Source organism: Saccharothrix sp. S26 (assembly GCF_021390395.1).
Taxonomy (GTDB): Bacteria; Actinomycetota; Actinomycetes; order Mycobacteriales; family Pseudonocardiaceae; genus Actinosynnema.
Map to the genome: position 1 here is coordinate 1 of NZ_JAJUWT010000020.1, position 24,077 is coordinate 24,077.

Here is a 24,077-nt window from a genome sequence, read left to right on the forward strand (position 1 = left end):
GCGCGGGGTGCAGGGCGACGGCGAACGAGCACACCGCGATCACCATCGCGTTGCGGGTGCCGACCTTGGCGAACTGCTGCGGGGCGCGCGTGACCGGCACGCGGACCGCGGTGATCAGCTCGTCCGGCTCCAGCGCGTTGCGCTTCACGCCCAGGTAGAACCCGGTGGCCGGGACGAGCCGGGTGCCCCTGGTCGAGGCGACCTCCACGGTGGCGTCCGCGGCGAGCAGCACGGGGTGGGTGTCGCCGGCCGGTGACGCCGCGCCCAGGTTGCCGCCGACCGTGCCGCGGTTGCGGATCCGCGGCGAGCCGACCGTGCGGGACGCCATCGCCAGGCCGGGCAGGCGCTCGCCCAGCTCGTCGATGATGCGGGTGTACGGGACACCGGAGCCGATGCGCACCGCGTCACCGTCGGGGTCCCAGGCGCGCAGCTCGGCGATCCGGGTCAGGTCGAGCAGGGCGGCCGGGCGGCGGTGGTCGAAGTTCAGCTCCACCATCACGTCCGTGCCGCCCGCGATGGGCACGGCGTCCGGGCGCTGGGCCTTCAGCGCCAGCGCCTCGGCGAGGGTGTCAGGGCGGAGGAAATCCATCGGCTACCTCGGTGGGTGGGGTGCGCGGTGTGTGAGCCAGTACACAGACCGGGGACGGTGATCGGCTACGGCGCTGACGCATGAATCCCAGGCTCCTACGGGGAGGCGTTTTGTGCTTTCCTACAAACACGATCGGACGAAGGTAAACCGACGAGATGACGTCGAGGAGGCGCCCGTGTTGCTGGTTCGGAGCCTGCTCGGGATGCCGGAACTCCGACTTCGCCTCGTCGTCGGTGCCGAATCGCTGGACAGGCCCCTGACCAGGCTCTACGGCACCGAACTGCCCGATCCGGCCCGCTACCTGTCCGGGGGTGAGCTGGTGCTTTCCGGGTTGTTGTGGCACCGGACCGCCGCCGATTGTGAAAAGTTTGTCACTTCCTTGGCGGGGGCGGGCGTCGCGGCGCTGGCGGCCAGCCCGCCGGAGGAAGGGGAATTGCCCGAGGCGCTGGTGCGGGCTTGTGAACGTCGCGGCGTGCCGCTGCTGGAGGTGCCGGTCGACCTGTCGTTCGCGGCCATCACCGAACGGGTGGTGCTGGAGCTGGCCGCCGAACGGGTGGGCGACGCGGGCGTGCAGCTGGGCAGGCACCGGCGGCTGCTGACCGTGGTCGCCGACGGCGGCGGGCTGGCCGAGCTGGTGGCGGCCGGCGCGGCGGAGCTGGACGCCCCGTGCCGGGTGCTGTCGTGCACGGGTCGCGTCGTCGCCGGGCCGGAGCTGCCGGACGCGGCGGCGTTCGTGCGGGAGTTCCTGCTGGCCGACCGGCTGCCCAAGGTCGTGCGCGGCACGACGTTGCTGCCGGTGTCGGCTCGCGGCGGCTCGCGGCTGACCTCGTGGATCCTCGTGGTGTCCGGCGACCGCACGCACGACGAGGTGGCCGCCGAGCTGGCGAGCCTGGTCGGCGTGGAGCGGGCACGGGTCGTGCAGGGGCGGGAGATCGAGAACCGGGCGGCCGGGCCGTTGCTGCGCCAGGTGTTCGCCGGCGGTGACGTCGCCGCGCGGATCGCGGCGGTCGGGTGGGATCCGGACGCGCCGCTGCGGGTGCTGGCGGCGTCGGTGTCGGAAGGGCAGGCCGAGCAGGCCGTCGCGCTGGTGGAGGAGGTGCTGTCGTCGGTCACGTCGACGTTCCTGGTGACCTCCGTGGACGCGGAGGTGTACGCGCTGGCGCCGTCGGGGTCGTGGACCGAAGGCGTGCGGTCGGCGTTGCGGACATTGGAACCGGGGCTGCGCTCGGCCAGGGTGCTGGTCGGCATCTCCTCACCGGTCGGGTACACGGGGCTGCGCGGCGCGGCGGAGGAGGCGTCACACGCCCGGCGGCTCGGTGAACGCCGGACCGGCCGCACGTGCGTCGTGGCGGGGGAGGAGATCGCCCTGCACCAGCTGCTGCTGGCCGGCGTGCCGGAGGAGCTGCGCCGCTCCCTGCGCCGACGGCTGCTGGGGCCGGTGCTCGACTACGACGCCGAGCACGGCTCCGACCTGGTCGGCACGCTGCGGGTGTTCCTGGACTGCTCGGGCTCGTGGACCACGGCGGCGGCGCGCCTGCACGTCCACGTCAACACGCTGCGGTACCGCGTGGGTCGGGTGGAGGACCTGCTGGGCGTCGACCTGTCGGACTTCGCCGAACGGGTGGACCTGTACCTGGCGCTGCAAGCCGGCTGACCGCGCCGCCGGAGAGGGCCATCCCCGACCCGCCGCCGCGCGGGCCGGGGATGGCGTCTTCCTCACCTCACCTGCTGCCAAGGGACGAGCGTCGGACGCTGCCCGGTGGCCAGGAACTCCTCGATCGCGACGGCGAGGTCGGCGACCGGGATCTCGCAGTGGGTGGGGAAGCTGACCCCGGCGTACCGGGGACGTTGGCGCGGCCCCTCGCCGAGGCTGACCCACGAGCCGGTGATCACGTCGGTGAACAGCATCGCCCCGCGGTCGCCGCGCACGCCGACCCACACGCGGTGGTCGGGGCAGTCGGTGTGCACGAGCGTGGCGTCCCGCGCGACCGCGAGGCGGTCGAGCAGCCGGCGCACGTCCCCGGTGGCGCGCAGTTCGTCCACACCGGACGCGAAGTTGGCCTGGATCATCGTCACTCCTTGCACCGGCGGCCCGAGTTCACGCACTGCACCAGGCGGTTCATGATCTCCTCGGACATGACGTTGGCGAAGTCGTCGTGGTCGGAGAACGGGTTGTGCTCCTCCTGCGGGAAGGCGTCGACCGCGTACTGCCCGGCGACCTGCACGTCACGGGGGATGTCGTAGGTCAGGCTGATCCGCAGCTGCGGCACGGCCTTGAAGCCGCGCGGGCACTTGCCGTTCTCGTTGGGGTAGACGATGTGGTCGCGGTGGTTGGCGCTGTCGGTGTTCTTGCCGTCCCAGCAGCTGGCGAAGTCGTGGATGCGCTTGACCTTGCTGCCCTGCGGGCAGATCGGGTACTTGTCGATCAACACCTTGTCCTCGAACCCGGTGCAGGTCCACGACTTGCGGGCGTTCTTCGGGCCGTTCGTGGAGACCTTGGCGTCGCCGTAGAGGACGCGGAGGAACCGCGGCATCGCCTCGACCTTGCCGACGGGGCTGCCGCGGAAGGTGATGTCCACGACCTCGGGGCGCTGGATCTCACCCTCGTTGCCGGGCAGCTCGTTCTCGTCGCCGGCGCTCTTGCCGTCACCCTTCTCCGGCGCGTCGGCCTCGGCCTCCCGGGCCGCCTCGGTGACCTTGGCGTCGTTCGCGTCACCGTCCTTGACCGTGCACGGGGCGAGCCTCTTGAGCCCGCGCGGGCGTTCGGCGACCCGGTCGACGGCGATGGCGATGCGCTCGATCGTCGCCGTCCGCTTGTCCCGCAGCGGGCGCAGCACGGCGTTGTTGACGAAGTTCGGGTCGTCGACGTCGGCCGCGGCCTTCAACTTGGCGTTCGCCTCCGCGATCTGGTCCTTCAACGCCTGGAGGTTGCGGTCCACCTCGGCCTTGGCCTGGCGCGGCACGTTGCGCAGCTTGCGCCGCACGTCCGGGCACTCCACCTCGGCGTCCGCCGGCCGGCCCGGCTCTTCGGCCTCGTCGTCGCGGTCGATGCGGACCACCGGCCAGAAGTAGGCCGACTTGTCGCCGTTCTTGCAGGTGGTGTCGGCCTCCAGGAGGCTCTCGTCGGTGGAGTCGGCGTCGGTCGACACGTTGCCCACGTAGTCGTGCAGGTGCTCGGCGCCGTTGCGGACCCCCGGCTGCGCGATGAAGTTGTCCGGGTTGAAGTGGCCGTTCTCGTTGCGGCCGCAGTCCACGGTGAACGTGCCCGTGCTCGCTCCCCGCTGCGGCTGGGGCGCCCGCACGTTGCGCTGCTGCTTGGTGATGTCGACGAACAGGGAGAGGTCTGCCCCGTCGGCCTGGGCGGTGCCCTGGTCACCGGTGGTGCTGATCGCCACGGCCAGGCCGATCGTCAGCGCCAACCCGGTCACGCCGGCGGTGAGCTTCGTGCGCCGGGAAAAGCGGTGCCGCCCCTGATTACGCCTCATGGATGTGTCACCTCGTCGTAGGTACGCGCATGTGTGCGTCCAACCCCGACCGCCGGTGGGCGGTGGACACAGTGGCATACGTACCGCATCCAGCCCGCGACCTGACCGTTACCCGTTCGTTATCTCAGGCCACCCCTAACTTCGTGTCTCGTAGGCCAACGGTTTGGCCACAAGTCCCGATGCCTACGACTTCACCCTGTTCGCTACGGCGTCGTTGGTGCTGTTTCTGTGACACTCGAACCACGTTGCGTACACGGGGGAGGGGCGAACGTTGACGCAGGGCAGGGACAACGTGGTGTCCGGCACGGTCTACGGGTCGGTGGTTCAGGCGGGCAGCGTCGGGGAGGTGCACTTGCACCACCAGCGACGAGAGGCGGTGATCCCGCGCCAACTGCCACCCCCGCCGCGATTGTTCACCAGTCGGGCACGGGAACTGGCGGCGCTGGACGGCTGGCTCCCGGAGAACGAAGGACACCCGTTGGTCGTCGTGGTAAGCGGACCTGCGGGGGTGGGCAAGACCTCGTTGGCTGTGCGCTGGTTGCACGAGGCCCGGTCGAAGTTCCCGGACGGGCAGCTGTACGTCGACCTCGCCGCGCGCACCGGCGACGAGCCCGTGACGCCGGACGAAGTGCTCGAGTCGTTCCTCCTGGCATTGGGTGTGCCGGCCGTCGACATACCGTGGGGCCTACCGCGAAGACAGGCCTCGTTCCGGTCCTTGACCGCGGACCGGGCGATCTCCGTGCTGCTGGACAACGCGGTCTCCGCGGCGCAGGTGCGACCGCTCGTGCCGACGTCACCCCACAGCGCCGTGGTGGTGACCAGCCGGTGGCGGCTCAGTGGCCTCGCGGTCGACGGTGCCCGGTTCGTGGAGGTCGAGTCGTTCGACGAGGACTCGTCGTTGGAGTTGCTGGAACGGGCCGTCGGCACGCGCGTCGCCACCGAGCCCGAAGCGGCGCGGGAGCTGGCTCACCTGTGCGCGGGCCTGCCCATCGCGTTGTCGGTGGTCGGTGCCCGATTGTCCACTCATCCGCGGCGTTCGCTGTCGAAGGAGGTCGGCTCCCTGCGCGCGGAACGCTTCGGCACGCTGACCTTGGCCGACGGGGTTTCGGTCGAGGCGGTGTTCGACGTCTCCTACCTCGAACTGCAGCCAAGGCACGCGCGGGCGTACCGTCTCTGTGCCCTGCACCCCGGGGCGTCGTTCGGCGTGGAGGCGGCGGCTGCCGCGGTGGGGGAGCCGCCGGAGGAGGTCGAACCGGTCCTGTCGGACCTGGTGGAGAAGAACCTCCTCAGCGAAGTGGCGGACGAGCGCTACCGCTACCACGACCTGTTGCGGCTGCACGCCCGCCGGCACGCGGAGTGGGACTCGGGGACCGAAGGCGACGCCGCCGTGCGCCGCATCGTCGAGTGGTACCTGGATCGCGCGGTGGCCGCAGATCTGGCCGTGGTGCCGGACCGGCCTCGCGTCGGACCGCGCTACGAGTCGGCGGAAACGATGTTCGACCACATCGCCACCGCGTTGGACTGGCTCGAGGCAGAACGCGCGAATCTGGTCATGGCCATCCGCGAGGCGGCCGACCGGGAGTGGCACGCGCTCGCCTGGCAGGTGACGGAAACCCTGTTCGGCTTCTTCCTCCACCGGCACCATTTCGCGGACTGGATCTCAGCCTTCGAGACCGGGGCGGAGGCAGCCCGCCTCGACCGGCACTCCGTCGCCGAATCCCGGTTGCTCATGCAGCTGGCGATCGGTTACCTGAATGTGGGGCGGCAGACGGACGCGTCCCGCGCGGCGTCACGGGCCCTGGAGCTCGCGCACCAGGCCGGTGATTTCGCCTCGGTCGCCACGGCGCTGCGCCAGCTCGGTCGACTGTGCCGGCAGCAGGGCGAGACGGAGAACGCGCTGGCGTACTTCAGGCGGTCGCTGGAGGTCGAGTCGGCACTGGGCAGGCGACGTGGCGAAGCGCTCGCCCACCGTCGGATCGGCGAGGCGCTGACCGACTTGGGACGGCATGAGGAGGCCGTGGCCGCGTTCGCCACCGCCGCGACGATCATGGCGGAGCTGGGTCAGGTGCTGGAACTGGCCCGCATCCGCACCGTCGCAGCGGTACCGGCCCTGGCCCTGGACCAGGTGGACGCCGCGGCCGCCCTCCTGGACTCCGCGCTACCGGTGATGGCGGAGACCAAGTCACCCGACTACGTCGCCGACGTGCTGCTGTTGCTGGCCGACGTGGCCGCGCGCCGGGGTGACCAGCAGCAGGAGCACGACCACCTCAAGGCCGCGGAGGCGGCGTACACCCAGGCAGGGGAACCGGTGCCCGAACGCGTCCGGTCACGTCTCCCGGAGTAGACGACCACGTCGGCGACCGCCACCCAGCGCCCGGTGGCCACGCCGTCCTCCGCCACCACGAACCCGTCCCACGGGCCGCCCACCACACGCCACACGCCGACCGTCTCCACCCTCCATTCACCCCACGACACGGGGCACCTCCACCGGGGACACGGGCACTGTGCGCGCAGGTTCGGGAAGGCCCATGAGGCGGTACATCGTGCGACGCAGGATCACGCCGGCCCGATCGGGGTACGAGGTGATCGCCTCGGTCATCCCGGGCACCACCACGGCTTCATCGAGCACGGGCCGGCGCGGATCGATCATCGGCGCTCGTCGGTACACGAGGTCGGCCAAGCCTCCCTCACGCAGCACCCCGTCGGGCAACGGCACGACCGTCACCCGCTTGCCGATCGCCGCCGCGTACTGCGTGCACGACCCGTGATCCCCCACCACCACGTCTGCGGCCACCACTGCGGCGCGCCAGCCTTCTTCGGGCGGGATGACGAGCAACCCGCGCGGCAGCCACGCACGAACCTGGCGGAAGCCGTGCACGCTCCAGGTGTTCGGGTGCAACACGGCCGCCACCGGCTGGCCGGTGGTTAGAAGCGTCCGGTACAGCTCGATGTGCGCGCCGAACGTCGAATGCGGCGTCCAGGTCGAGCAGACCGTGATCAACTGCTGGTCCGGCCGGACGCCCAACGCCCGGCGGTAGTGCTCGCGGTACGGCGTGCTGGCGCGCATCCGGTCCAGGCAGATGTCGCCTGCCACCACCGCGGCCGGTTCGGCTTCGGGGCACGATGCCCGCAACGCGGCGAGCTCGTCGTGGTTCGACAGCACGATCGCCGCCGCCACGACGCGGCCGTCGCGGATCAGCTGCTCGCGCGCCAGCCCGTGCGCCGGGAGCGCAGCGTGCCGGCGTGGCCGTGACCGCGACTTCAACGCACCGGCACCGTGCGGTAGGGCCATCACTTCGCCGTGCAGTTGGTCGATCCCGCGGAAGCTCGCCGCGAGCACCAGGTCGAACCGGTGCCTGATCGCCTGGCTCCACGGCACGACGTGGCCGTCGAGCCCGCGCACGAACTCGGCCGTCCCGTGCACCGCCCCTTCGGTGGTGAACAGCACCTGCACCCGGTGATCGGCTTCCAGCAACGGCAGCAGGTCCACCAACCTGGTGCCGGCGACCACGTGCGGCACCACGACGAGCACCGACTTGCACCCCACCCTCGTCACCCGGCTCACCGCGCCTAAGCCGATCGGCCCATTCGTCCACAGATCTCCGGTCACGTGACACCTCCGATCAGGGTCGTTCGATCAGTTGGCACGAGAATCGACGATCGCCCTGTCAGGACACCTCACGGTGATCTTCCAAAACCCTCGATCCGCTGTTCAGGGGTGCTGTTGCACGTGCGGTTCCGCAACCTTGCGGGCCGGTCTGTCAGGTATCTGTCAAACGTCTGTCGGGACTCGAATAGCGATTCCGCAACGGTAATTGCCTGTTGGTCGCGAGGTGCACCAGACTTCGACTGGACGTCAGCGAGGGGTGGCGCTGTGACCTGCTTGTTCTCGATCTTGGGCGAAACGCGCATGCGCATCGGCTCCCGGTTGGACAGGAGCTGGGCGGCACCGAAGACCCGAGGGATGCTAGGGGTGCTGCTGACCGACCCGGGGAGTTGGTTCACCACCTCCGAACTCGTGGAATGGATGTGGCCGGAGGACGACAAACTGCCCCGGAACCTGGCTCAGACGTTCTACAACTACGCTGGCCGGATCCGGCAGGCGTTGCATTTGATGAACGCCGGCGTGGAATTGGAGAATCGAAAAGGCGGCTACCGGGTGACCGCCCTTCGGGCGAACGTCGACTACTTCTTGTCGGCCCAACTGCTCGACCGGTCGCGGGAGGCCCGTGAACCACGGGACGCGTTGAAGGCGGTCCGCCGGGCGATGGAGTACTGGGCCGACGACATCCCGCTCGCCGATCTGCCGGGCGAGCCGGCGCTGGCGTGGCGTCGTCAGGCGCACGAGAACGTCTGGCTGCCCATGCAGAGCGCATTGTGCTCCAGCCTGTTGGCGGACAACGACTTCCGGGGCGTGATCGCGCACATCGACGGACTGCGGCCCGCCGACTCCGCGTACCTGCCGCTGGTCATGCACCGGCTGCAGGCGATGCACGGCTTGCACTTGCGCAGTGAGATGGACGCCTACTACTACGCCATGAGGCGTCGGCTCCAGGACGAGTTCGAGGACGCAGCCGCGGCGACGCTCAAGAAGTTCTACGAGGGCTTGGCCGGGCTTGCCCGAGTGCAGCCGCGCGGACCTGCCCGAACCCCGACCGCACCGCGGCGGCTGCCCCACGACGTCGAGGACTTCGTCGGACGGGACGCCCTGCTCGCCAAGATCGACGCGGTGACGGGGTGCGCCAAGGGTGAACCTCGCCCTGGAGTCGTCCTGCTGCACGGCACCGCGGGCGTCGGCAAGACCGCCCTCGCGTTGCACTGGGCACACCGGGTTGTGGACATGTTCCCCGGTGGGGCGTTGCACTGCGACTTGAAGGGGTTCGCGGCTGACATGGCGTTGGACGCCAGTGTGGTTGTCGACCGCTTCCTCGAAGCACTGGGTGTCGACGTGGACCACTTGACCACCGCCGACCGGCGGGCGCGGCAGTTGGAGTCCGCGTTGCAGGACCGTCGGGTGCTGGTCGTACTGGACAACGTGCGCGGATTGCCACAGGTATCGCCGTTGCTCCCGATCCTGCGCGACTGCACCGTCCTGGTCACCAGTCGCAACCGCTTGCCCGGCTTGGGGCCCCGCGCCTTCCCGGTGGCGCCGCTGGGCCCCTCGGAAGCCACCCGGATGCTCGAAACCCGGATCGGTGACCGCGCCCTGCGTGATCGGTGGGCGGTGAAAGACCTGGGCGCGCTGTGCGGAGCCCTGCCCTTGGCGATGGAGATCGTGGCTCACCGGATCGCGGCGAGCCCTGGCGCGGCGCTCGCCGAGTTCGTCGCCCAGCTGAGGGACGAGCGCCGGCTGTTGAACCTCGGCAACCACGGCGTCGACGGCGACATGAGCCTGAAGACGGTGTTCTCGTGGTCGTACCGCGCGTTGACCGGCATGGACCGTCGGGCGTTCCGGCTGCTCGGCCTGCACCCGGGGCCGGACTTGAGCATCGACGCCGTCACCGCCATGCTCGGCACGACGCGGTCGGCCGCGTTGGACTGCCTCGAACTGCTGTCCTCGGCCCACCTGCTCGAACAGCCCGGCCCGCTGCACCGCTACCGCTTCCACGACCTGCTCCGCGAGTACGCCGAGGAGTGCGCGCGAGTGGACGAGACGGAACGGGAACGCGGGCTCGCCGAGCACCGGCTCGTCGACTTCTTCCTGCACACCGCGAAAGCGGCCGACTCGGTGGCGTTCTCGTACCGCGCGGGGAAGGAGGTGCACGAGCCAGTGGCAGACGTGCTGCCACTGGACTTCGCCCATGATCGTGCGGCGCAGGACTGGTTCATCGAGGAGCGGGCGAATCTCTGCGCGGTGATCGACCTCGCTGCCCGCCGCGGCATGCATTCCCGAGTGTGCCAGCTGGCCCATGTCGTCACGGACATGTTCCGAAGGTGCGGCTACTACGGGGAGTCCCGCGATGTGCTGACGCTCGCGGTCGGGTCGGCACAACTGGAAGGTGACGCGGACGCCGAGGCCGCGGCCTACAACGATCTCGGCTTGGTGTACTTCGAGCAGTCGGCGTTCTTCGAAGCGCGCAAGCACTTCCACCAAGCGCACGCGATGGCCCAGTGGATGGGCAGCAAACGCGGCACGGCGACCTCGCTGCACCTGTTGGCTCGGGTCGACATCGCCGAGGGCAGGATCGAGGACGGCGTGAGCCGCTACCAGGAGGCGTTGCGCCTTGCCCACGAGGTGAACGACCGCGGGGTGGCGGCGGGAACCTTGCACCGCTTGGGTGTGCTTGCGATGTCGCAGAACAACCGCGTGGATGCGGCGAAGTTGTTCCACCGTGCCTTGGAATTGCGCGAAGAGCTCGGCATCTTGACCGGCCAGGCGGACACCCTCGGCGAGCTGGCCGAGCTGCATCGGCGTCAAGGCGAGTTGCGCACCGCTGAGGACTACATCACCAAGGCGGTCCGGTTGCACATGCGCACCAGGGCTCAGGCCCTGGCCGCGAGTGCGTGCCAGGTCTGGGCGAGGATCCACCGGGATCGCGGTGACACGGTCAGCGCCACCCACTGCGCGCGTCGTGCCGTCCAGCTCTACGACCGGGTCGGCGACTCCAAGCGCAAGGCGGGTGCTCTGGTGCTGCTGGGCGAGTTGAGGTGGATGGCCAAGGCCCACGCGGCGGCAATAGAGGGCTGGGAGCAGGCGTGGAAGATCTTCACCGACGCCGGCGATCCCCGGGCCGCTGAGGTGGCGGCGAAGCTCGACCCTTTCGGCGGTGAACGCACCGTGCCGACCGCCCGGAGCGCCCGCTGGTCGGACGAACCGTCCGAATTCGGACGTCAAACCCCTCGGAAGTGAGCGGGCCCTCTCTAAGCGCCGAACCACAGGTCGCCACAGGTCGACGATTCAACTTGGCCACCCGCAAGCGGTACCAAGACGGACGTCCGGCTTGTTAATTCGTGGAACCGCATTTCTGCGTTTTCTCTGTGTAGGCACATGAGGCTCAGAGGTCACCCTTACTCTGCGACATCGGGCGTACCCCGATGGTCCCGTCACGGCAAGTAACCATCCATATGGTCTAGTCTTGCGGTGATCGAGTGGTCGTGCGGCCACCTCGATCGGCTGTTGCCGATCATGGATGAGGTACCACTGGTACAGGCATCGCTCGATCGTGTGTGCGACCCACAATATTCCGCTCGTTCGGTCTAACCTGCGTCATTCCACCCCGCCGTCGGTCCTCCAGGAGGCTCTGCCACGATCACTCCACCTCCGAAGTCGGGGCCGGAGGGGCAACCCAGGCAAGCCTCAAGAACAGGAAACGAACGTTGGTTGACTGTCTGAAGCGTTTCGGCGCGTCCGTCACTCTTATGGGGATGCTCGCCGTCCCGGTTTGGACTGACTACTGGTCTATCGACACGGTCGACAGCATCTCGGTGGTGGAGGTCGCCTGACAGACACGTGACAGGGCTCGGGCTCGGCTGTGCGGTCGGCCCGAGCCCTCGCCTGTCGGTTCGCTGTGGATCCTGTTCGTGGCCCGAGCGCTGCGGAACACTCCGGGACGTCTCACGAGCAAGTGCTCACGAGCGTAGAGGAGTGGTCATGCATCGCACACTCGGTGTGCTGGCCGCGGTGGCCTTGGGGGTTTCCTCCCTGGTGACCGCCGGGTCCGCCGCCGTCGCAGCGCCCGCACACCCGTTCCCCGCCGACTTCCCGTTGCCCGACGGGTTCCAGCCCGAAGGCATCGCGATCGGCTCGACGCCCACCGCCTACTTCGGGTCGCTGGCCGACGGGGACCTGTTGCGGGTCGACCTCCGCACCGGGCGCGGTGAGGTGTTCAGCCAGGGGCCCGGGACGGCGTCGGTCGGGTTGAAGGTCGACTCGCGCAAGCGGCTGTTCGTGGCCGGTGGGGCGAGCGGTGACGCCAGGGTGGTCGACGCGAGAACCGGAGAGATCCTCAAGTCTTATCGGTTCGCCGCGGATTCGGACACTTTCGTCAACGACGTCGTGATCACCGATGAGGCCGCGTACTTCACCGACTCGCGCAAGGCGGTGCTGTATCGCGTGGCGTTGGGTCGGCACGGCGCGTTGCCGGAGTCGCACACCGCGATTCCGCTGACCGGCGACTTCGTGGCGACCCCGGGGGCCTTCAACGCCAACGGCATCGCCGAGACGCCCGACGGCAAGGCGCTGCTGATCGTCCAGAGCAACACCGGGCAGCTGCACCGGGTCGACCCGCGGACCGGTGTGACGGCCGTCGTCGACCTCGGCGGAGAGGTGCTGGCCAACGGCGACGGCCTGCTGGTCGAGGGCCGCACGCTCTACGTCGTGCAGAACCGGCTGAACACCGTCGCGGTGTTCGCGCTGGCCAGGGACGGGTCGAGCGGGAGGCTGGTGACCAAGGTCACCGACTCGCGGTTCGACGTGCCGACCACGGTGGCGTCCTTCGCCGGGCGGCTCTACCTGCCCAACGCCCGCTTCACCACGCCGCCCACGCCCACGACGACGTACAACGCCGTTTCGGTGCCGAAGCGGTGAAAGTCAGGGGGCCGGTGCGGAGAAGTTCACATCGGCCCCCTGTTCGTGGCATCACTCGACTGGGTAACCTCATCGTCGCGTCGCGCAAGTGATCGCTGTCTCTTCGTAATAATGATCTTCGAGTGTTACCGTTCCGTCGCCGATCGGGTGAAGAAGAGTCAGCGGTCCTAGTGCTGCGCCTGACCTGGCACACGGACGAGGCTGCGGAGCGCTGTGAAGCAGAAGAGCACCACGGAGACGAACTACAAGACGATCCGTTCGCGCCTCACCGGTGTCGTCGTCGTCCCCAGCATCGTCCTGCTCATCATGTGGGCGCTGTTCTCGTCGTACACCCTGTTCGACGGCTTCTACCTCCGCGCCGTGGCCGTCGGCGTGAAGGACGCGTCGATCCCCGCGGTCCAGACGTTCGCCGCGTTGCAGAAGGAGCGCGAGCTCAGCATGACCGCGCTGAGCCAGCCCGACCGCGGCACCAGCGACCTCGAGGTCCAGCAGGCGGAGACCGACCGCGCGGTCGACGGGATGCGCACGGCGTTCGACGAGCTGGCCTCCCAGGCGCCGCAGGAGATCGTCGACAAGATCAACGCCTTGAACGTGCTGCTGGACCAGCTGCCGCAGCGCCGCGCGGCCCTCGACGCCGGCCGCGCGTCCAAGAGCGAGATCTACACCTACTACAACAGCCTCCTCGACGCCGGTGACGCGCTGTTCAGCGTGCAGGCCCGCGTGGTGCCCGACCACGAGTCCGTCAAGGGCGCCATCACCTCCACCGAGTACTTCAAGGCCGCCGACTGGATGTCCCGCGCCACCTCGCTGGCCTCCAGCGCCCTGGCCGCCGGGCAGTTCACGCCCGAGGAGCACATCGAGTTCGCCAACCTGGTCGGCGCCTACCACTCCTCCTACGACTCGATCGCCCCCTACGCCCGCCCCGAGGTGCGCGCGCACTACCAGTTCATGGTCGAGGGCGACCAGTGGAAGCGGCTGGTCGAGTTCGAGGGCAGGCTGATCCAGAACGGCCAGAAGCCCGCCACCGCCGGGTCGCTGCAGGAGTGGCAGAACGTCAGCGGCCCCATCTCCGACGAGCTGACCGCGCTGGTCAGCGAGCAGGCCTCCGGCGCGGTGAGCATCACGATGGCGCGCGGCGAGAGCAAGTTCCGCACCGTGCTGATCGGCAGCCTGATCGGCCTGCTCGCCGTGATCATCGGCATCCTGATCGCCATCCGCACGTCGAACCGCCTGGTCAACCGGGCCCTGATCACGCGCCTGGCCGCGTTGAAGAAGGACTCGCTGACCCTGGCCCACGAGCGGCTGCCCGACATCGTCGACCGGCTGCGCGAGGGCAAGCACGTCGACGTGGAGGTCGAGGTGCCGCCGCTGGACTACGGCAGCGACGAGATCGGCCAGGTGGCCGACGCGTTCAACGCCGCCCAGTACACCGCCGTCGCCGCGGCCGTCAAGGAGAGCCAGGCCCGCGAAGGCGTGAACCGGGTCTTCCTCGACATCGCGCACCGCAACCAGGGCCTGGTGCACCGCCAGCTCAAGATCCTGGACAAGCTGGAGCGCGAGGAGGAGAACCCCGATCAGCTCGACGCGCTGTTCCAGCTCGACCACCTCGCCACCCGCGCCCGCCGCAACGCCGAGAACCTGATCATCCTCGCGGGCGAGCAGCCCGGCAGGCAGTGGCGCAAGCCCGTGCGCCTGCTCGACGTGCTGCGCGCCGCGGTCGCGGAGACCGAGCAGTACGTCCGGGTCAAGGTGAACCCCGTGCCCGACACCGCGCTGGTGGGCGCGGCCGTCGCCGACACGATCCACCTGATCGCCGAGCTCGTGGACAACGCCACGGCGTTCTCCTCGCCGCGCTCCCAGGTGCAGGTGCACGCCAGCGAGGTGCCGCAGGGCGTCGTGGTCGAGATCGAGGACCACGGCCTGGGCATCAACCCCGAGGACCGCGAGCAGCACAACGCGATGCTGGCCGACCCGCCGGAGTTCGACGCGATGCGCCTGCGCGGCGAGTCGCGCCTGGGCCTGTTCGTGGTCGCCCGGCTGGCCGCCCGCCGCGGCATCCACGTCGAGCTGCGCGACTCGCCCTACGGCGGCACGCTGGCGCTGGTCCTCATCCCGTCCGCGATCGTCGCGGGCCCGACCACGGCGACGGAGCCCGCCGAGACCCGGCAGCTGCCCCGTCGTTCCTTCCACGACATCCCGGAGCAGGGCGACGACTCAGTGCGAGACGCCAGGTTTCCCGACAGTTCCCGAGACCTGGAGGGGTTCTGGGCCCAGGCCGAGGCCGCGGCCAACGAACATCCCCTTCCAGAGGTCGAACGACTGAGCGGCGGGCTGGACCTGTCGCAGCGCAGCGGCGAGCTCGAGCTCTCGCAGCGCAGCGGCGAGCTGGAGCTGCCGCAGCGGAAGCGGGCCACGGCCGAGTGGCCCGCCGAGGAGCCGGGTTCGGCCGCCACCGCCGCCGACCGACCCGAACTGCCACGCAGGCGCCGTCAGCAGAACCTGGCGCCGCAGTTGGTGCGCAACGATTTCCACCCTTCGCCCGACCCGCTCCCCGAGGTCGACCCCGAGAAGTCCGCCGACAAGGTCCGCAAGGGCCTCTCGGCGTTCCAACGGGGCACACGCGACGCCCGTCGGACACCCGGCGACGACCTCGAACCCTGATCAGCTGTGGCCGGACGACTGGAAACCGGAAAGGCAACCCGATGAACGACATGACCAGCCAGCACAACGAACTGAACTGGTTGTTGGAGGACCTGGTCGGCCGGGTGGTCGGAGCTCGGCACGCGGTGGTCCTCTCGGCCGACGGTCTGCTGCTGGGCCGCTCGCCCGGGTTGTCGAAGGACGACTCGGACCACCTGTCCGCCATGGCCTCGGCGTTCCAGAGCCTGGCCCGCGGCACCGGGCGGCACTTCGGCGGCGGCGCGGTGCGGCAGACCATCGTCGAGATGGAGCACGCCTACCTCTTCGTCACCGCGGCCGGCCACGGCGCCTGCCTGGCCGTCCTGGGCGAAGAGGACTCCGACATGGGCATGATCGCCTACGAGATGAACATGCTCGTCAAGCGCGTGGGCACGTACCTGTCCTCCGCGCCGCGCGGCACCGCCGCGGCGAGCCTGCCGGCCGCTCGAAGGTCGTCCTGATGGCCGGCCGCGAGGACTGGTGGTACGACGAGGCGGCGGGCCCGCTGGTCCGCCCGTACGCGATGGTGCGCGGCCGGACCCGACCGCTGCGCCCGGAGCTGCACCTGGTGACGCAGGTGCGCGCGATGCCGTCGCCGTCGGACCCGGACGCGTTGTCGGTCGAGCACATGGAGATCATGGAGCTGTGCCGGCGACCGCTGTCCGTGGCCGAGGTGGCCGCGTACCTCGACGTGCCGCTGGTCGTCGTCAAGGTGTTGTTGAGCGATCTCATCCAGCGCGGTGACGTCGTGATCCGAGACCCCTCCCGAGTCCCGCAAGTGCCGGACCGGAACCTGTTGCAGGCGGTGTTGGACGGTGTCCGTGGAATCTGAGCGGCCGGGTGGGGAACTGCTCGTACCCACCCCAGTGAAGATCGTCATCGCCGGTGGCTTCGGCACCGGCAAGACGACGATGGTCAACTCGGTCAGCGAGATACCGCCGCTGCACACCGAGGAGCTGCTCACCGAGGCCGGTGTCGGCGTCGATGACGTGCTGGGCCTGGAGTCGAAGGAGACGACCACGGTCGCGCTCGACTTCGGCCGCATCACCATCAACCCGGAAGTGGTGCTTTACCTGTTCGGCACCCCGGGCCAGAACCGGTTCTGGTTCATGTGGGACGAGCTGGCCTACGGCGCCATCGGCGCGGTGATCCTGGTCGACACGCGGCGGCTGGACAGCAGCTTCCCGTCGATCGACTTCTTCGAGCGGCGCGGCATCCCGTTCATCATCGCGGTGAACTGCTTCGAGGGCGCGCACAGCTACGAGGTCGAAGAGGTGCGCCGGGCGCTGGACGTGGACGCCGCCATCCCGCTCGTGCTGTGCGACGCGCGGGACCGCGAGTCCGCCAAGATGGTGCTGGTGAGCCTGATCCAGCACACGATGGACCGGCTCGACGCCATGGCGTGAGGCGATCCGGCGCGGCGACCGCTCAACGGCCGCCGCAGCCGGTGGCGACCCGGCGTGCCCGCGCGTACGCGGGGTCATCGAGGTCCGGCGCGCCGACCGTGAAGGACACGAGTTCACCCGCGGCGAGCCGGAACACCGCGGCGATCCCGTCGGGCGGGAAGACGGCGGCGTCGGACGCGTACCCGGCGATCCTGGCCTGCAACGGGTCGATGGTGTCGCGGTACGCCCGCACGACCGCGTCCCCGCCGGCGAACGGCGCGGGCGTCAGCGCGGCCACCTGCTGTTGCAGGGACTTGAGGGTCGTGTCGACGTCGGTCAGCACCGCGACGATCTCGGCCCGGTGCGCGCCGGGCTCCTCGCGCCACCCCGACCCCACCCGGTCCGGCGCCCGGGAGGCCTCCACCAGCGCCCGGTCGATCCCGCACACCGCGGCCGCCCAGGCCGTCTCGGTGGCGGACGGGGCGGGCGGGGCGCTCGCCGAGGTGGTCGACCCGGCATCGGGTGGCACCGGCGGTCCGGCGGTGGCGCAACCCACCGCGGCCAAGACGATCAGCGTCACCGGGAGTCGACGCACGTGTCCCATCACGTCGCTCACCGTAACGGCACCGTCGGGGTGGGGGAGGTGGGTGACCGGAACCGGCCACCCGTCCCCCCTACCGCACCGGTTCGAGCCGGCAGTTGAAGTGCCGCAACAGCTTCGGCACGTGCGTCAACCGGTACCCCGGCACCCGTTCCGGGTCCTTCGCGATCTCCGCCAACGTCTCGCCGACGTACTCCAGGTGGCTCTGGGTGTACACCCGGCGCGGGATGGCGAGGCGGACCAGCTCGTACGGCGCGGGCTTGAGCAGCTCGCCCGCGTCGTCCAGCTCGCCCAGGTACAGCGAGCCCAGCTCGGCGCAGCGGATGCCGCCCGCCAGGTACAGCTCGGTGGCCAGCGCGAACCCCGGGAAGCGGCTCGGCGGCAGGTGCGGCAGCAGGCGGGCCGCGTTGAGGTACACCGCGTGCACGCCGGTCGGCCGCACGCTGTCCACCCCGGCCGCCCGGGCCAGCTCCGCCACGTACGCGGTGGCCTCGGCCCGTGCCCGCAGGTACTCCGGGTCGGTCACCTCCAGCAGGCCCTGCGCCAGCATCTCCAGGTCGCGGCCGGACAGACCGCCGTAGGTGCGGAAGCCCTCGGTGGCGATCAGCAGCAGCTCGCACTTGGCGGCCAGCTCGGGGTCGCGCAGCGCGAGCAACCCTCCCATGTGGACGATGGCGTCCTTCTTCAGGCTCGCCACGCACCCGTCGGCCAGGCGGAACGCCTCCTCCGCGACCTGCCGCGGGGTGTGGTGCTCGTAGCCGGGCTCCCGTTGCGTGACCAGCCACGCGTTCTCCGCGAACCGCGCCGCGTCGAGGAAGAACGGCACGCCGTGGCGGCGGGCGAGCTCACCGGCCGCCTTGATGTTGGCCATCGACACCGGCTGCCCACCACCACCGTTGTTGGTGATGGTGAGCAGCACGATGGCGACGTCCTGGGGACCGGACAGGATGGCTTCCAGCGCGTCGAGGTCGATGTCGCCCTTGAACGGCGCGTCGTCGTCGAGGTCCCCGGCCGCCCGGCACGGCAGGTCGACGGCCTGGCCGCCGAGGATCTCCACGTTCGCCCGCGTGGTGTCGAAGTGCGTGTTGCTCACGCTGACCTGGCCCGGCTTGAGCAGCGCGGTGAACAGGATCCGCTCGGCCGCGCGCCCCTGGTGGACGGGGAAGGCGTGCGGGTAGCCGGTCAGCTCCTGCACCACGTCGTGGAACCGGTAGTAGGAGCGCGCACCCGCGTAGGTCTCGTCACCGCGCAGCCCCGCCGCCTGCTGCTCGGCCGACAGGGCGCCGGTGCCCGAGTCGCTGAGCAGGTCGATCGTCACATCGGTCGCGGCCAGGTTGAACGGGTTGTACCCGGCGGCGGCCAGCGCGCGCTCGCGGTGCGCGCGGGTGGTGATCGGGATGGGTTCCACGACCTTGATGCGGTACGGCTCCATCGTGGGCACGGTGACTCCTAGCCTGCCAGGCTGATCGAACGGGGTGAGGCCACGTCGTAGGCCTCCGACGAGAGGTAGACCGTGATGCCGGGACGCGGCCTGCCCATGCGCAGCGACACGTGGGCGATCAGGCCGACGCCCTCGTCCAGCGGTCGCCGGGCGATGGTGCGCAGCGCGTCGTCGAACTGCGCGGGGTCGAGGTCGTACTTGGCCATCACCGCGAGCACCCGCCTGCGGGCTTCCTCGTCGTCGGCCACGTAGTCCCGGATCGGCACGTAGAGCGAATAGCCGCTCGGCGCGTCGGCGTCGCCGTCCAGGAACGTGTAGCTGGAAATCAACGGGCGCTTGTCGAACGTCCCGGTGCTGCCGCCGGTGAGCAGGCAGAAGTCGGGCACCCGGTCCACATCGACGCCCCGGGCGGCCTTCGCCGCACGCGTGACGTCCGTTACATCGGCGGCGTGGTGGGAGATGTAGACCTTCACCCGGGCGCGCTGTTGTTCGACGAGGTCGAGCGCGAAGAAGGAATACCTGTCCAGTCCCGGCCGGGTCACCGCGTGGGTGCGCAGGACCGGGAAACCGGCGGCGAAACCGGTCCGCTCCAGCGCTTGTCCGACCAACTCCTCGGCGGCGTCCTCGCCGCGCACTTCCGGGTTGAAGTACACCTTCACCGCGGGTGCCTCGTCGGGGCGGAACACGAGCGAGTACCAGAACGTGAAATCCCGTTCCGGGTGGTCCGGCAGGAACAGGTCCTTGACCGCGTCGAAACGACGGGTGTCGAGGTTCTCCCGGCGCTTCATCCGGTCGAGCGCGGCGAGCGCCGCCGCCGTGTTGGTGGCGCGGGAAGGCCTGGTCGCGGTGGGTTCCACGATCGTGCGGACGATGGGGGCCTCGCCCGCGGCGAACGCCGTGGAGAACTCGACCGGGGTGTGGTCGTCCGCGACGTCGGAGGGCCAGTCCGGGCTGGTGGAAACCGGGCGGAGACCGCCGGGCCCGAGCGCGTCGGCAAGCAATCCCACGGATTTGACGGTGTTTTCCGTGATGCCCAGAGAATGCAGCAGGGCGCTGAGCTGTCGGCCCGTGAAATCGCGTATGGATACGTTGTGAGGGTCCAAGGCGGGGTTCTCCTCGTGGGGGGCGAGTCGAAAGTTACGCTAGGCGAAGCAATCTTGTCCACCAGGCGGCCGTAGCGTGACGTAGGGCACTCTAAAGGCAGGTCACAGCTCCTGTCGATCAGTAGCCACGCGGTCTGGTCCGGTAACCGGGAATACTCCGAACGGCCGCTTGACGCGACCTTCGTCAGTCTTTCGCACTAATCGTGCGGTGCGGTCCGATGACACATCGTGGCTTTTTGTCCCGGCTGCGGCGCGAGGTACGGTCGATGGTTCGCCGGTTAATGAGATCCACCATTCAAGACGCGCCTGTTAATTCTTCGTCGCCTTCTTCGCGTGACGACGGCGGTCGCGGTGTGGTAAAGCGAACGGGGCCGCCGATCACCCGGATCGACGGCCCCGTGAACGCCCGGCGGGGGCGTGGGTCGGCTCAGGACGCGTAGTTGTGGAAACCGCGCCCGCTCTTCTTGCCCAGCAGCCCCGCGTCCACCATGCGCAGCAGCAACGGCGGCGGCGAGTACAGCGGCTCCTTGAACTCCTCGTACATCGACTCGGCGATGGCCTTGGTGGTGTCCAGCCCGATCAGGTCGGTCAGGCGCAGCGGACCCATCGGGTGCGCGCAGCCGAGCACCATGCCGTTGTCGATGTCCTCGGCGCTGGCGAACCCGGACTCCAGCATCCGGATCGCGGACAGCAGGTAGGGGATCAGCAGGGCGTTGACCACGAACCCGGCGCGGTCCTGCGAGCGGATGACCTCCTTGTGCAGCACGTCGGTCACGAACGCCTCGGCCCTGGCCTTGGTCTTCTCGCCGGTCAGCAGCGACGGCACCAGCTCGACCAGCTTCAACACCGGCACGGGGTTGAAGAAGTGCACGCCGATGACCTGCTCGGGACGGCTGGTGGCCATGCCCAGCTTCATGATCGGGATCGAGGAGGTGTTGGACGCGAACAGCGCGTCCGGGTCCGCGACGACCTTGTCCAGCGCCGCGAACACCTCGGTCTTGACCTGCTCGTTCTCCGCGACGGCTTCCACGACCAGGTTCCGGTCGGCGAAGTCGGCGAGGTCGGTGGTGAACCGCAGGCGCTCCAGTGCGGCGTCGCGGTCCTCGGCGGACAGCTTGCCGCTGCGCACACCCCGGCCGAGCGACGAGGCGATCCGCCCGCGCGCGGCCTCGGTGGCCTCCGGGCTGACCTCGGCCACCAGCACGTCCAGCCCGGCCCGCGCGCAGACCTCGGCGATGCCGGAGCCCATCAGGCCCGATCCCACCACTCCAACTCGTTGAATGTCACTCACGCCCCGATCCTGCCAGGGGCGTCGCCGGCGGGCACACCTCCACTGTGGTTTTCCCCAGTCGGTCGGGTGGCGCTCCTCATGGTCGACGGCTTCGGGCCGCCCTAGCGTGGCCGTCGTGATGATCAACACTGCGATTGCCGGCGTCGTGCTGGCCCTGACCGGCTCGTTCCCGGCGTTGGACGGGTGGGTGGACCAGGGCTGGGCCTCCGCCGCGCTGCTGACCGTGGAGGACCCGACCGGCGTCCGGGCGGACGCGGCGGGCGAGGCGTCGGTCGGCGGGCACTTCCGGATCGGCAGCACCACCAAGACGTTCGTGGCCACCGTCGTGCTCCAGCTCGTGGACGAGGGCGAGGTCGGGCTGGACGACCCCGTGGACCGGTACGTGGCCGGTGTGCCGAGGGGCCGCAACGGCGACCGGCCCACCGTGCGTCAGGTGCTCAACCACACCAGTGGCCTCTACGACTACGCGCACGAGGAGGGCTACTCGACCAACCGGTGGCGGGGCGCGGCCCGGTTCCGGACCTACCGGCCGCAGGAGCTGCTGGACGTGGCGTTCGCGCGGCCGTCCTACTTCGACCCGGGACAGGGGTGGCACTACTCGAACACCAACTACGTCGTCGCCGGGATGCTGATCGAACGCGTGACCGGCCGGACCTACGGCGACGAGGTGCGCTCCCGCATCCTGCGCCCGCTCGGCCTGGCGCACACCACCGTGCCGGGACGGCGGCCGGGCCTGCCCCACCCGCACGCCCGCGGCTACGCGCTGGTCGACGGGCGCCTGGTCGACGCGACGGTGATGAACCCGACCCTGGACTGGGCGGCGGGCGAGATGATCTCCACCGCCGAGGACCTCAACCGGTTCTTCGACGCGCTGCTGGGCGGCCGGCTGACCAGCGCCGCGTCGCTCGACGCCATGCGGCGGACCGTGGACGACACCGGCACGATCTTCGCCTACGGTCTGGGGTTGCAGCGGTTCGACCTGCCGTGCGGCCGCTCGGTGTGGGGCCACGGCGGCGAGCTGATCGGCTACCGCACGTACGCCACCCGTGCCGACGACGGCACGCGGGCGACGCTGTCCTACAACCCGCTGCCCGCCGACGTGCCCGGCGAGGCGGTGATCGGGCTGTTCGGCTCGGTCTACTGCTGAGGCCCGCCCGGACGTCCGCACCCGTCGGCCACGGCGGGTGCGGACCGGCGGGAGGTCACCCCGTGACGCCGAACTCCTGCGTCCAGTAGATCTTGTTGGCGCCGTCCACGGCGAGCGCCACGCCGAGGTCGCGCAGCTCGCAGTTCACGATGTTGGCCCGGTGGCCCTCGCTGCTCATCCAGGCGCTGACGACTTCCTCGGCGGTGCCCTGGCCGGCGGCGATGTTCTCCGCCATCAGCCGGAAGTGATACCCCGCATCGGTGACGCGTTGCGCCGCTGTGCTGCCGTCCGTGCCGGTATGGCTGAAGTTCCCGGTGCGCGCCATGTCGTCGCTGTGCCGCTTGGCCGCGGCGGCGAGTTGGGCGTTCGGGGTGAGGGCCGGGCAGCCGACGGCCGAGCGTTCCCCGTTCGTCAGAGCCAAAACCCGGTCTTCGAACGTGGGCGCGGCGAGTGCCGGTGCGGCCGAGGACAACAGTGCCGCGATGGCCGCCGCTGCGGTGAACGCGCTGCGCTTCATGATCGTTCTCCTCCTCGTGGGCGGGACCTCTGTTGTCAAGGGGTTCCCACTCGCGAGAAGACTTGTATTCCACGATAGGTGGAACCGTGGTGACGTCGTGTCAACCGGCTCCCAGGCCCACGTCGTCTTGGGGGTGGAGGTAACGATGCGCAGTGATCCGGGATCCCCCGAGGGGTTCGCCGAGTTCGTCGCCGAGCGGTCCGACTCGCTGGTCCGCGCGGCCTGGCTGCTCACCGGTGACGCACACAAGGCCGAGGACTTGGTGCAGGTGGTGCTCGTCCGGTTGTGGGAGCGCTGGTCGAAGGTCGACGAGCCCGCCGCCTATGCCCGGCGTGTGCTCTACACGACGTACATGACGTGGTGGCGACGGCGGTGGCGGGCGGAGACGCCGTCCGCCGCGGTGCCGGACACCGTGACGCGGGACGACGTGGCGGGCGACGCGGTCGTGCGGCTGGCCGTGCGGGGTCGGCTCGCGCGGTTGAGCAGCAGGCAGCGGGCCGTGGTGGTGCTGCGGTTCTTCGAGGACTGCAGCGTGGACGACGCGGCCCGCGTGCTGGGCTGCTCCACGGGGTCGATCAAGACGCACACGTCACGGGCGCTCGCCGTGCTGCGGGAGGACGCCGTGCTCAGGACGTTGATGGACGAGGGGGTAGTGCTGTGAAGGGCTTGCACGAGCTGTTGGCCGACGCGGTGCCGGAGCTGCCGGAGGTCGACCGGGTGGCCGAGGTCGGGCGACGGGTGCGCAAGCGGCGCAGGATGCGGGGCGCGGTGGCGACGGGCCTCGTCGTCGCGCTGACCGCGGGCGCGTTGGTGGGCACCCAGTGGTTCGGCGACGTCCGGGAGGAGAGCCCGATCGCCACCCCTCCGCCGATCGCGATGATGCCGACGCTCGACTGCCCCGCCGAACTCGTGGAGCGCCCCTACCCGCCGATGGAGTCGGAAGGCCCGTTGGCGGACGAGTCGGCGGTGAACGCCCTGCTCTGCGTGTACGGCGGGTCGACCATCCTGCCCAGCTTCGAGATCGACCACGACGTCGCGAGCGTGGTCCGCGCGATGAGCCACCTGGTCCCGAAGGAGATGTGGGAGATGCGGAACACCGCGTGTCCGGCGCCTGCGCGTCGGCAGTACCAGATGGTCCTCGGCTACCCGGACGGGAGGCGTGAGGTGCTCCGGTTCGACATGAACTGCGGCATCCTGTCCCGCGACGAAGTCCTGCGGTACGGCGACATCACGCGACCGTTGGAGGCGTTCGCCGCGATCGTCCGCGCCGAAGGGCGGGAGTTTCCCTACCCGTACGCCGGCACCTGGTGAG

Annotated in this window: 20 protein-coding genes; 11 read left to right on the plus strand and 9 right to left on the minus strand. The window is 69.9% G+C overall.

Annotated elements, in window-relative coordinates; all coding sequences use genetic code 11:
* Positions 1 to 589, minus strand: a 589-nt coding sequence (locus LZG04_RS28765; RefSeq protein WP_233822658.1) for a xanthine dehydrogenase family protein subunit M, incomplete at its 3' end; no start/stop codon positions are given.
* Positions 590 to 764: 175 nt separating this feature from the next.
* Here LZG04_RS28765 and LZG04_RS28770 point away from each other — a divergent pair.
* Positions 765 to 2,243: a PucR family transcriptional regulator gene (locus LZG04_RS28770; protein ID WP_233822660.1), complete on the plus strand. Its 1,479-nt coding sequence runs from the start codon at positions 765 to 767 to the stop codon at positions 2,241 to 2,243.
* A gap of 62 nt (positions 2,244 to 2,305) precedes the next feature.
* On the opposite strand, the gene LZG04_RS28775 is transcribed toward LZG04_RS28770, so the two are convergent.
* Entirely contained in the window at positions 2,306 to 2,659 is a 354-nt protein-coding gene (locus LZG04_RS28775; RefSeq protein ID WP_233822662.1) for an Imm1 family immunity protein, read from the minus strand.
* A gap of 2 nt (positions 2,660 to 2,661) precedes the next feature.
* Positions 2,662 to 4,074: a DUF1996 domain-containing protein gene (locus LZG04_RS28780; protein ID WP_233822664.1), complete on the minus strand. Its 1,413-nt coding sequence runs from the start codon at positions 4,072 to 4,074 to the stop codon at positions 2,662 to 2,664.
* A gap of 271 nt (positions 4,075 to 4,345) precedes the next feature.
* Between LZG04_RS28780 and LZG04_RS28785 the strand changes: the two genes are divergently transcribed.
* Positions 4,346 to 6,418, plus strand: coding sequence for a tetratricopeptide repeat protein (locus LZG04_RS28785; RefSeq protein ID WP_233822666.1), 2,073 nt, complete (start codon positions 4,346 to 4,348; stop codon positions 6,416 to 6,418).
* A gap of 117 nt (positions 6,419 to 6,535) precedes the next feature.
* Here the strand turns inward: LZG04_RS28785 and LZG04_RS28790 are convergent, their stop codons facing one another.
* Positions 6,536 to 7,630, minus strand: a complete 1,095-nt coding sequence (locus LZG04_RS28790) for a hypothetical protein (RefSeq protein ID WP_233822668.1) — start codon at positions 7,628 to 7,630, stop codon at positions 6,536 to 6,538.
* Between the two features lie 162 nt (positions 7,631 to 7,792).
* Between LZG04_RS28790 and LZG04_RS28795 the strand changes: the two genes are divergently transcribed.
* From LZG04_RS28795 to LZG04_RS28820, 6 genes are all read left to right on the plus strand, one after another.
* The gene (locus tag LZG04_RS28795; RefSeq protein WP_233822670.1) at positions 7,793 to 10,924 is read left to right on the plus strand and encodes a tetratricopeptide repeat protein; all 3,132 of its coding nucleotides are present in this window, start codon (positions 7,793 to 7,795) and stop codon (positions 10,922 to 10,924) included.
* Positions 10,925 to 11,665: 741 nt separating this feature from the next.
* The gene (locus LZG04_RS28800; RefSeq protein ID WP_233822672.1) at positions 11,666 to 12,601 is read left to right on the plus strand and encodes an SMP-30/gluconolactonase/LRE family protein; all 936 of its coding nucleotides are present in this window, start codon (positions 11,666 to 11,668) and stop codon (positions 12,599 to 12,601) included.
* A 213-nt stretch (positions 12,602 to 12,814) separates the two neighbouring features.
* Positions 12,815 to 15,262 (plus strand): nitrate- and nitrite sensing domain-containing protein, encoded by a 2,448-nt coding sequence (locus LZG04_RS28805; RefSeq protein WP_233822674.1) that lies wholly within the window; start codon positions 12,815 to 12,817, stop codon positions 15,260 to 15,262.
* A gap of 41 nt (positions 15,263 to 15,303) precedes the next feature.
* Positions 15,304 to 15,741, plus strand: a complete 438-nt coding sequence (locus tag LZG04_RS28810) for a roadblock/LC7 domain-containing protein (RefSeq protein WP_053718071.1) — start codon at positions 15,304 to 15,306, stop codon at positions 15,739 to 15,741.
* A complete protein-coding gene (locus tag LZG04_RS28815; RefSeq protein ID WP_053718070.1) occupies positions 15,741 to 16,112 on the plus strand; it encodes a DUF742 domain-containing protein in 372 nt (123 codons plus the stop codon). The genes LZG04_RS28810 and LZG04_RS28815 overlap by 1 nt, the downstream gene beginning before the upstream one ends.
* On the plus strand, positions 16,096 to 16,686 hold the full coding sequence (locus LZG04_RS28820; RefSeq protein ID WP_374202906.1) for an ATP/GTP-binding protein: 591 nt from the start codon (positions 16,096 to 16,098) through the stop codon (positions 16,684 to 16,686). The genes LZG04_RS28815 and LZG04_RS28820 overlap by 17 nt, the downstream gene beginning before the upstream one ends.
* Before the next feature lie 22 nt (positions 16,687 to 16,708).
* Here the strand turns inward: LZG04_RS28820 and LZG04_RS28825 are convergent, their stop codons facing one another.
* The 4 genes from LZG04_RS28825 to LZG04_RS28840 form a co-directional block, all read right to left on the minus strand.
* Positions 16,709 to 17,272, minus strand: coding sequence for a hypothetical protein (locus LZG04_RS28825; RefSeq protein WP_233822676.1), 564 nt, complete (start codon positions 17,270 to 17,272; stop codon positions 16,709 to 16,711).
* A gap of 67 nt (positions 17,273 to 17,339) precedes the next feature.
* Entirely contained in the window at positions 17,340 to 18,707 is a 1,368-nt protein-coding gene (locus tag LZG04_RS28830; protein WP_374202907.1) for a tryptophanase, read from the minus strand.
* 8 nt (positions 18,708 to 18,715) lie between these two features.
* Positions 18,716 to 19,714, minus strand: a complete 999-nt coding sequence (locus LZG04_RS28835) for a tryptophan dimethylallyltransferase family protein (protein WP_233822683.1) — start codon at positions 19,712 to 19,714, stop codon at positions 18,716 to 18,718.
* Positions 19,715 to 20,237: 523 nt separating this feature from the next.
* Complete coding sequence (locus LZG04_RS28840) at positions 20,238 to 21,101, minus strand: 3-hydroxybutyryl-CoA dehydrogenase (protein ID WP_233822685.1); 864 nt, start codon at positions 21,099 to 21,101, stop codon at positions 20,238 to 20,240.
* Between the two features lie 118 nt (positions 21,102 to 21,219).
* Between LZG04_RS28840 and LZG04_RS28845 the strand changes: the two genes are divergently transcribed.
* Complete coding sequence (locus tag LZG04_RS28845) at positions 21,220 to 22,248, plus strand: serine hydrolase (protein WP_233823009.1); 1,029 nt, start codon at positions 21,220 to 21,222, stop codon at positions 22,246 to 22,248.
* 55 nt (positions 22,249 to 22,303) lie between these two features.
* Here LZG04_RS28845 and LZG04_RS28850 read toward each other — a convergent pair whose 3' ends face one another.
* The gene (locus tag LZG04_RS28850; protein ID WP_233822687.1) at positions 22,304 to 22,765 is read right to left on the minus strand and encodes a CAP domain-containing protein; all 462 of its coding nucleotides are present in this window, start codon (positions 22,763 to 22,765) and stop codon (positions 22,304 to 22,306) included.
* Positions 22,766 to 22,910: 145 nt separating this feature from the next.
* On the opposite strand from LZG04_RS28850, the gene LZG04_RS28855 reads away from it, so the two are divergent.
* A complete protein-coding gene (locus LZG04_RS28855; RefSeq protein WP_233822689.1) occupies positions 22,911 to 23,426 on the plus strand; it encodes a SigE family RNA polymerase sigma factor in 516 nt (171 codons plus the stop codon).
* Positions 23,423 to 24,076 (plus strand): hypothetical protein, encoded by a 654-nt coding sequence (locus tag LZG04_RS28860; RefSeq protein ID WP_233822691.1) that lies wholly within the window; start codon positions 23,423 to 23,425, stop codon positions 24,074 to 24,076. Before LZG04_RS28855 ends, LZG04_RS28860 begins: the two co-directional genes overlap by 4 nt.
* Position 24,077: the final 1 nt, after the last annotated feature.

What these genes read in the sequence shown, in the direction of transcription:
- LZG04_RS28775 (WP_233822662.1), bottom strand. Translation starts at nt 2,659, where the DNA reads ATGATCCAGGCCAACTTCGCGTCCGGTGTGGACGAACTGCGCGCCACC.
- LZG04_RS28845 (WP_233823009.1), top strand. Translation starts at nt 21,220, where the DNA reads ATGATCAACACTGCGATTGCCGGCGTCGTGCTGGCCCTGACCGGCTCG.
- LZG04_RS28780 (WP_233822664.1), bottom strand. Translation starts at nt 4,074, where the DNA reads ATGAGGCGTAATCAGGGGCGGCACCGCTTTTCCCGGCGCACGAAGCTC.
- LZG04_RS28855 (WP_233822689.1), top strand. Translation starts at nt 22,911, where the DNA reads ATGCGCAGTGATCCGGGATCCCCCGAGGGGTTCGCCGAGTTCGTCGCC.
- LZG04_RS28815 (WP_053718070.1), top strand. Translation starts at nt 15,741, where the DNA reads ATGGCCGGCCGCGAGGACTGGTGGTACGACGAGGCGGCGGGCCCGCTG.
- LZG04_RS28800 (WP_233822672.1), top strand. Translation starts at nt 11,666, where the DNA reads ATGCATCGCACACTCGGTGTGCTGGCCGCGGTGGCCTTGGGGGTTTCC.
- LZG04_RS28850 (WP_233822687.1), bottom strand. Translation starts at nt 22,765, where the DNA reads ATGAAGCGCAGCGCGTTCACCGCAGCGGCGGCCATCGCGGCACTGTTG.
- LZG04_RS28810 (WP_053718071.1), top strand. Translation starts at nt 15,304, where the DNA reads ATGAACGACATGACCAGCCAGCACAACGAACTGAACTGGTTGTTGGAG.